Annotated in this window: 8 protein-coding genes; 3 read left to right on the top strand and 5 right to left on the bottom strand. The window is 65.1% G+C overall.

Annotated features, from left to right (window positions below):
• The 4 genes from AC1DHX_RS19850 to pxpA all read right to left on the bottom strand — a co-directional run.
• Positions 1-467, bottom strand: a 467-nt coding sequence (locus tag AC1DHX_RS19850) for a carboxyltransferase domain-containing protein (RefSeq protein ID WP_476900401.1), incomplete at its 3' end; no start/stop codon positions are given.
• Entirely contained in the window at positions 464-1,816 is a 1,353-nt protein-coding gene (locus AC1DHX_RS19845) for an acetyl-CoA carboxylase biotin carboxylase subunit (protein ID WP_476858686.1), read from the bottom strand. The genes AC1DHX_RS19845 and AC1DHX_RS19850, both read right to left, overlap by 4 nt.
• Positions 1,817-1,818: 2 nt before the next feature.
• Positions 1,819-2,058: an acetyl-CoA carboxylase gene (locus AC1DHX_RS19840; RefSeq protein ID WP_028276237.1), complete on the bottom strand. Its 240-nt coding sequence runs from the start codon at positions 2,056-2,058 to the stop codon at positions 1,819-1,821.
• 36 nt (positions 2,059-2,094) lie between these two features.
• Entirely contained in the window at positions 2,095-2,802 is a 708-nt protein-coding gene (pxpA, locus tag AC1DHX_RS19835) for a 5-oxoprolinase subunit PxpA (protein WP_476858685.1), read from the bottom strand.
• Between the two features lie 216 nt (positions 2,803-3,018).
• Between pxpA and AC1DHX_RS19830 the strand changes: the two genes are divergently transcribed.
• Positions 3,019-4,464 (top strand): PucR family transcriptional regulator, encoded by a 1,446-nt coding sequence (locus tag AC1DHX_RS19830; protein ID WP_476900400.1) that lies wholly within the window; start codon positions 3,019-3,021, stop codon positions 4,462-4,464.
• 214 nt (positions 4,465-4,678) lie between these two features.
• Here AC1DHX_RS19830 and AC1DHX_RS19825 read toward each other — a convergent pair whose 3' ends face one another.
• Entirely contained in the window at positions 4,679-5,719 is a 1,041-nt protein-coding gene (locus AC1DHX_RS19825) for a LacI family DNA-binding transcriptional regulator (protein ID WP_476858684.1), read from the bottom strand.
• 287 nt (positions 5,720-6,006) lie between these two features.
• Here AC1DHX_RS19825 and AC1DHX_RS19820 point away from each other — a divergent pair, with 287 nt between their 5' ends.
• The gene (locus AC1DHX_RS19820) at positions 6,007-7,026 is read left to right on the top strand and encodes an asparaginase (RefSeq protein ID WP_476900399.1); all 1,020 of its coding nucleotides are present in this window, start codon (positions 6,007-6,009) and stop codon (positions 7,024-7,026) included.
• Between the two features lie 100 nt (positions 7,027-7,126).
• Positions 7,127-7,507: polysaccharide deacetylase family protein (locus tag AC1DHX_RS19815; RefSeq protein WP_476900398.1), on the top strand; the 381-nt coding region annotated here is incomplete at its 3' end.

Genomic DNA, 7,507 nt, shown 5'->3' with positions numbered 1-7,507 from the left:
AGCCATGGTTGCTCATGGTGGCGCTGAATGAATTCGGCGGCGTCCTTGAGGTTGTTGACCTTGGCTGCGTAGTCAATGTCGGTGCCGCCGGGCTCCTGATGGAATCCTTCGCGGAATCGCTCGGCCACTTCCGCCGTGAAAGGGTCTTCGTACCAGACCGGGACCTCGACGATCCGGGTTTCCAGCGAATGGTCGTGATGGTGCGCCAGATCCCCTTCAATGGTCCGGACGGTCTCTTCAAGGGTCGACGGCGGCAGGACATCGGGATCGAACCGCACCAGCAGCGAGGCGTTGGCGGGACAGATGTCCACGATGCCGGGCAGCTGCATGGCCGAAAGCTTCGCTGCTATGGACATCACCCTGAAGTTGGCGGCCAGGCTCATGGACTCCGCGACCTCAACGAACAGGAATTCGTCTCCGCCCCAGGTGTAACGGGCCTCCAATACGGCGGGTTCCGGGCTGCTCATTGTGCCTCCATCAGATCGGGGACGGTTTCAAGGAATTTCGAGTGGTGGGTGACGGCCGCAAATTCGGGCCGGCTCAGCAGCTTCTTGTGCACCGGGATGGTGGTTTTGACGCCTTCGATGCGGGTCTCATCCAGGGCCGTCAGCATCGCCTCAATGGCCGCTTCGCGGGTGTCCGCATGCACAATCAGCTTGGCCATCAGGGAGTCGTAGTACGGAGTGACCGTGGAACCGGTCTCCACCCCGGTGTCCACCCTGACGCCTGCGCCGGCGGGCCAGTCCATGGCCGTGATGAGGCCAGGGCTGGGGAAGAAGTGGTGGTCGGGGTCCTCGGCATTTATACGGCATTCGATGGAGTGGCCATTGAATGCGATGTCGTCCTGGTAGACGGACATCGCCCCGGTGAACGCGATCTGCAGCTGTTCGCGGATCAGATCGACGCCCGTGATTTGCTCGGTGATCGGGTGCTCAACCTGGATACGGGTGTTCATTTCGATGAACGCCGCTTCATGGTTGACCGGGTCATAGAGGAATTCGACCGTTCCGGCGCCGCTGTAGCCGCACTCGCGGGCGAGTTCCACGGAGGAATCCCGGATCCTCTGGCGGACGTGGTCCGGGAGGTCCGGCGCCGGTGCTTCTTCAATGACCTTCTGGGAGCGCCGTTGCATAGAGCAGTCGCGGTCGCCGAGATGGATGAAGTTTGTTCCATCGCCGAGGACCTGTACCTCCACGTGACGGGCATGCTGGACAAAGCGTTCCAGGTAAACGGTGGGATCGCCGAAGACAGCAGCCGCTTCGCCGCGTGTCTGCTCAATGGATTCCAGAAGCTTGCCTTCGCTGTGCACAAAGCGGATGCCCCGGCCGCCGCCGCCGGCGGAAGCCTTGATCACGAGCGGGTAGCCGATGCTGCGGGCGATTTCTACGGCGTCGGCCGCCGGATCGAGGGGGCCGTCCGAGCCACGGAGCACGGGGACGCCAGCCTTCCGGGCCGATTCCCTCGCCAAGGACTTATTGCCCATCATGGCGATGGCGTCCGCACGCGGCCCCACCCAGATCAGGCCCGCATCAGCGACCCTCCGGGCGAAGTCCGCATTCTCGGAGAGGAACCCGTAGCCCGGGTGGACGGCATCGCAGCCGTTGTCCACGGCCGCGGCGACGATGGCGTCCTGGTTCAGGTAGCTGGCGGTGGCAGGCGCCGGACCCACCACGACGACGTGGTCAGCGGACCGGGCAGCCAAGGATTCGACGTCGGCTTCGCTGGCCACCACGAATGTTTCGATGCCCATTTCACGGGCGGTCCGGGCGATGCGAACGGCAATCTCGCCGCGGTTGGCGATGAGCAGTTTCTTCATGGCTATCCTTCCCGGACGACGACGATTGCGTCGCCTGGGTTGACCATGTCGCCCTCGTTGACCTCAAACGACTCCAGGGTGCCGGCCACATCGGACTGGATTTCGGTGAACTGCTTCATGATTTCGATAATGCCGAGGGTCTGTCCGACCTCGATGGCGTCGCCTTCATTGGCGAAAGGCGGCTTGCCGGGGCCGGGCTTGCGATAAAAGACGCCGGGGAGCGGGGAAACGATGGTTGCCACGGGATGCTCTCTTTCAGATGGTTTGGATAGATCGGTTCAGCCCAGGACCGCACGCACTGCGGTGGCCACTGCGACAGAATTGGGTGCGTCGGAGTGGACGCAGATGCTTTGGAACCGGATGTCCAGCTCGGTGCCGTCAACGGCGAGGACGGGCTTGCCGGCCAGCGCCCTGCTGACACGCTCGGCGGCGGCGTCGGGATCGGTGGGCGCCGGGCGGCGCTGGATCAGCAGCTCACCGGCCGGGCCGTAGTTGAGGTCAACATAGAGTTCGGGCACGAAATCCACCCCCATGGACCGGCACACGCTTTCGTGGGCGGTCCCCGCGAGCCCGAAAAACGGAACGTCGAACTGCAAGGCTGTGCCGGCGGCAGCCTGCATCAGTTCCTCGTCGCCGGCCAGCATGCCGTAGAGGGAACCGTGGGGTTTGATGTGGTTCAGTTCCAGCCCGTACTTTGCGAGGAACGCCGTCAGGGCTCCGGTCTGATACAAGATGATCGATTCGACCTCGGCCGGGGTGAGAACCATTCGGCGGCGTCCGAACCCCACAATGTCCGGCAGGCCGGGGTGCGCTCCGACCGCCACGCCGTGCTCAGCAGCCAACGCCACGGTCCGTTCCATGACGTCGGGATCGCCGGCGTGATACCCACAGGCCACGTTGGCGACGTCGATGATGCGCATGAGTTCTTCGTCGTTGCCGAACTCGTGGAGGCCAAGGCCTTCGCCCATATCGGAGTTCAAGAGCACACGCCTTTGACCGAAAGGAGAGGCGGGGGGAGCGCTGAAGGGAGAGGCGTGGGCTGAGGTGCCTGAAGAAGTGTCGGGAGTCACATTGGGTTGCATGGGTGCAACGCTACTCAGCAATTCACGTGCCCGATATTGTGCAGGTCGCTGAATCTGCGGGCATCAATTATGGTTATTGCACTGTCCGGTGGGGGACGCCCGCCGTAGTGGGAGGGCCCCGTGCGAATTTCTGATTTAGCAGACAACGCCGATCTCAACATCCGGCTTCGGGTTGCGGGCGGCGAGGGCCGACTGGCCCGGCCCATCACCTGGTGCGCTCCCACCGAACACATGGACCCCACGCCCTTCCTCAGCGTGAACGCCCTGGTGCTGACCAACGGCATGGGCTTGAACGTCAAGGACTTCAGGACCTGGGACGCCTACGTGGAACGGCTGGTTTCCGTCCCCGTCTCAGGGCTGGCGTTCGGCTTGGGCGCGGCGCACAGCGAGCTGCCGGCCGGCCTGCTCCGTGCCTGCGAGGTGCACGGCCTGCCTCTGCTGGAGCTCGCGCCGCAGGTGCCCTTTGTGTTGGTCATGCGGCACGTGGAGCGGGTCATCGCTGCCGAGCGCTATGAGGAGTTGCGGAAGGGCTGGGAACTGGCGGACCAATGCACCCGGTTGGCGGCCGACGGGCATTCCCTGGCGGAGGTCCTGGAGAGGGTGGCGGATGCCATCGATGCGAGGGTGGCCGTGATCGACCAGAACGCCTTCGAGCTTGTTTCCGCGGGAGCGGCTCACGGCGGGACCGCGCGGACCGCGTTGCGCCTTCCCAGCGGCGAGTCCGAGCAGTTCAGGCTTGCCATTGAGGGGATCGGGAGCAACATTGTGCTGCAGCCCATTCTGGGCCCCGTGGCCGCTGTCATCGCTATGCAGCTTAGCTATACCCTCGGGTCCCATTCGCCCTTGCATTCCCGGGAAGCCGCACGCTTCATGGAGGCCCTTTATGAGGACCGCGGCGAGCCGTCCACGCCGCTGCGCCGCTACGCCCTCGAGTCCGGCTTCGATCCTGACAGCGACTGGGGTGCGGTGCTGATCGGCARCTCAGAAGAGGTGGCCCCCGCAAAGCTGCGCGCCATCGCATGGCGCGCCCGGGTGGGTCTACAGGCCGGGTTCGGCACTGTGCGGTTCATGGAAGAGGCCGGACTCACGACTCTCTTGTTGCAGCACCGGCACTCGGCGGCCGACTTACTGGATGCTGCGCGCGGATTCTTTACGGACGCCCCGGAACTGTCCGTCATCGTCTCGGAATCCGCGGGCCTCAGCGAACTGCCGCTGGCGCTTCAGCTTGCCCGCCGTCATGTGGGACGGCCCGGGGTGCACCAGGCGCCGCTGGCGGATCTCGCCGGCATCGTGCAGGGACTGCCCAGTCCGGGTCTGGTTGCGATGTGCCAACGGCTGCTGGCGCCCCTGGCCTCCGACGGCGGCAGCTCGCTGCGGGAGACCTTCGGCGCGTACCTGCGCCACAGCGGGAACTCCGCGAAGATCTGCGATGAACTCTTCATCCACCGGAATACGCTCAGCTACCGGCTGCGGAAAATCGAGGAGCTGCTGAAACTGGACCTGTCCGATGGCGAAGTCCGCGCCACGTGCATGCTCGCCCTCGGCATCGTTGCGGCCGCCCGCTAAAGGGACTGGGCAGTTTGCACTAAAAGTCGCCCCAATCTTGGGCGAACCTACGATAGGACGCTGTGACCCGGGTCACTACTCTCAAGTCATGGGCTCCTCAACTCATGGGCGTGGAGCCTGCACGGTTGGGCTACGGATTGACGGACGGCGCGTGCCCGCATGGCCTCCCGATTCCACTCACTGATTCGACTGACTGGAGGATTCTCTTGCAGTGTCACACCGCGATGCCGAAGCCGCTGCTTTCCCGCACGCACAGGACCGGCTCCAGCCTGACCGATTCGACCTCCCGGCCGTCCAGGACGCCCTTGAGGAGCTGCACCGCCGTCCGCCCGATATCAAGCATGGGCGAGCGGACCGAAGAGAGTGGGATGGGCAGTTCCGCGGCCAGCGAGGTGTCATTGAAGCCAACCACCGCTACGTCGCGGCCGACGCCGAGGCCATGGGACCGCAGGGCTCCCATGGCGCCGATGGCCGCGAAGTCGTTGACGGCGAACAGTGCAGTCGGGTGGGAGTTGCCGTGAGCCAGGATGGTCTCGGCCGCTTCCCGTCCTCCGCCGGTATCGAATCGGGACCACACAACGGCGTCAGGGGGAATCTTCCCGCCCAGCGCACGCCAGCGGTCCACGAAACCGGCCGTCCGGTCGACGGCCGTGCTGGCATAGGGCTCGCCGGCGATCACGGCGACGTCGCGGTGCCCCATGCCCCACAGGTGGTCGGCCACAAGCTCGCCGCCAAGGACGTCGTCGCAGGTGGCCGACGGGAAGCCCGGGACGCGCCGGTTCATGAGCACGAACGGCACCTTCCGGGAGGCAAGCTCCTGCAGCAGGCCGCTATCCAGGTGTGCGTCGCCGATGATCAGCCCGTCCACGCGTCGGGCCAGCATGGAGTCCGTCTTGCGGCGCTGTTCCTCGGGCTCATCGCGCGAGTTCATAACAAACGTGGAATAGCCGAGCTCCGCCGCGGCTTCGTCGATGCCCTCGTACATAATCGCCAGAACGAGGTCCGAAAGCCGGGGAACTATCACGCCCATGAGATGCGTGCGCCGCGTCCGCAGGCCGGCGGCCTGCGGGTCGGGGGAGTAGCCGCGCTTCCGCGCGAGCTCGCGCACGCGTTCGGCGGTAGCTACAGAGGCTGCCCCGCGCGCCACTTCGGAGCCCGAGTGCAGGATCCTGGATACGGTCGAGGGGTGGATTCCGAGCTCGCTCGCGAGATCCTTCAGCGTGATGGTGCGGCCATCGGCCGTGCTCTCTTCCATTCAGTCCCCTGCCTCAGCTCAAAAGGTCGTCATCACCAAGAGTGCCTGATAATGCCCGGATCTCTGGTCCAGGCACTCTTGACGTGTCCCACCTCACATTCTATAGTCAATCAAACGGCGTACCCAATCGATTGGGTAGACGGAATCCCGGGAGCCGGCGGCGAAGTACTTACCCCCCTGAAACTTCCGGGAGCATCTGCAGGAAACATGGCAGGAATAACTTTTAACCACCAACCCAATCGATTGGGTAAGTGTGCGGAAACAGTTACAGAACAAACGGAGTGGAGATGACCGTCACAGATTTAGTTGGCCCCCACGTGGTCCTGCTGGCCACGGGAGGAACGATTTCTTCACGTGCGTCCGAGGCCGGCGGAGCCGCGGTGGCGTCCGACACGGGGGAGCAGGTGTTTGCCAGCATGGGCGTGCCAGCGGCCCATCCGGTCCGCGTGTTCGACGTTTTCCGGAAGGGCTCGTACCTGCTGACAGTCGAGGACATGATCGCCATCTGCGCCACGATTCGGGAGGCCTTGGCCGACCCGCAGGTTCTGGGCGTCGTGGTCACCCACGGGACGGACACGATGGAGGAAACGGCCTATCTCGTTGACCTCACCCACGATGATCCCCGCCCGGTCGTATTCACCGGAGCGCAGCAGGCTGCCGACGCCGACTCCCCGGACGGACCCGGCAATCTGTCCCGTGCCATCGCCGTCGCCGGTTCTCCGCGGGCGCGCGGAACCGGTGTGTTGTTGGCCTTTGCCGGGACCATCTTCCCTGCGGCCGGAGTGCGCAAGCGCCACACAACCAGCCTCGATGCCTTCGCCAACCCGGACTTCGGAACCGTCGGATCGGTGTCCGACTCCGGCGAGGTCGAGATCCAGCCGGTACGACCAGGCCTTCCCCCGTTGCCCCTGCCGGGCGCGGACGCCGGTTCGCCGCGCGTGGACCTCATTGCTGCCTACCCCGGAGCCGACGCCACCCTCCTGCGGGCTGCCCTCCAGGCCGGGGCGGCAGGGATCGTGCTCCAGGGGACGGGAACGGGCAACGCTAACCGCGTGCTGTGCCAGGAAGTCGCGCGCGCCACCGCTGCCGGCGTCGTGGTGGTGACGAGCACCCGGGTGGATGCCGGTGCCGTGGTGCCCCGGTACGGCGACGGCGGCGGCGAGGACCTGCGCGCTGCCGGTGCCATCCCCGCCGGGCTGCTCRAGCCATCCCAATCGCTTGTCCTGCTGAGCCTTCTGCTCAGGCTCGGCACTCCCGCCGCCGGGATCGCGGAGGCCTTCGCCCTGAGGGGCACGCTTCCTGACTAGTTGCCGCCCAACATCCGAGCCTCACCAACAATCCACAGCCCAAAGACAAACCTCAACAAGAAGCCAAACCTCAACAAAAGCGCAGTGAAAGGTTGATCTCATGACTAAGGACATCCAAGTCGCGTTCGGCGTGGACGTGGACGCAGTTGCCGGAATGCTCGGCTCCTACGGGGGCGAGGACTCGCCCTGCGATATCTCCCGCGGCTTGTTCAGCGGCGAGGTCGGCGGCCCTCGGCTCATCCGGCTTTTCGAGAAGTACAGCCTGCCCGCCACCTGGTTCGTGCCGGGCCACTCGATCGAGACCTTCCCGGACCTGACGCGGATGATCGTCGACGCCGGGCATGAAATCGGCGTGCACGGGTACTCGCATGAAAACCCCATCGCCATGACCCGCGAGCAGGAGACGGCCATCCTGGACCGGTCGATCGAACTCATCGAGAAAGTCTCCGGCCGTCGGCCCACGGGCTACGTTGCTCCCTGG

This window comes from Arthrobacter sp. 05N33_2 (genome assembly GCF_056397425.1).
The sequence above is the reverse complement of the archived record's forward strand: the minus strand, read 5'-3'. Positions and strand labels throughout refer to the sequence as shown.

Excerpts from the sequence above, each read along its gene's own strand:
- AC1DHX_RS19825 (WP_476858684.1), bottom strand. The coding sequence starts at position 5,719 with ATGGAAGAGAGCACGGCCGATGGCCGCACCATCACGCTGAAGGATCTC.
- AC1DHX_RS19845 (WP_476858686.1), bottom strand. The coding sequence starts at position 1,816 with ATGAAGAAACTGCTCATCGCCAACCGCGGCGAGATTGCCGTTCGCATC.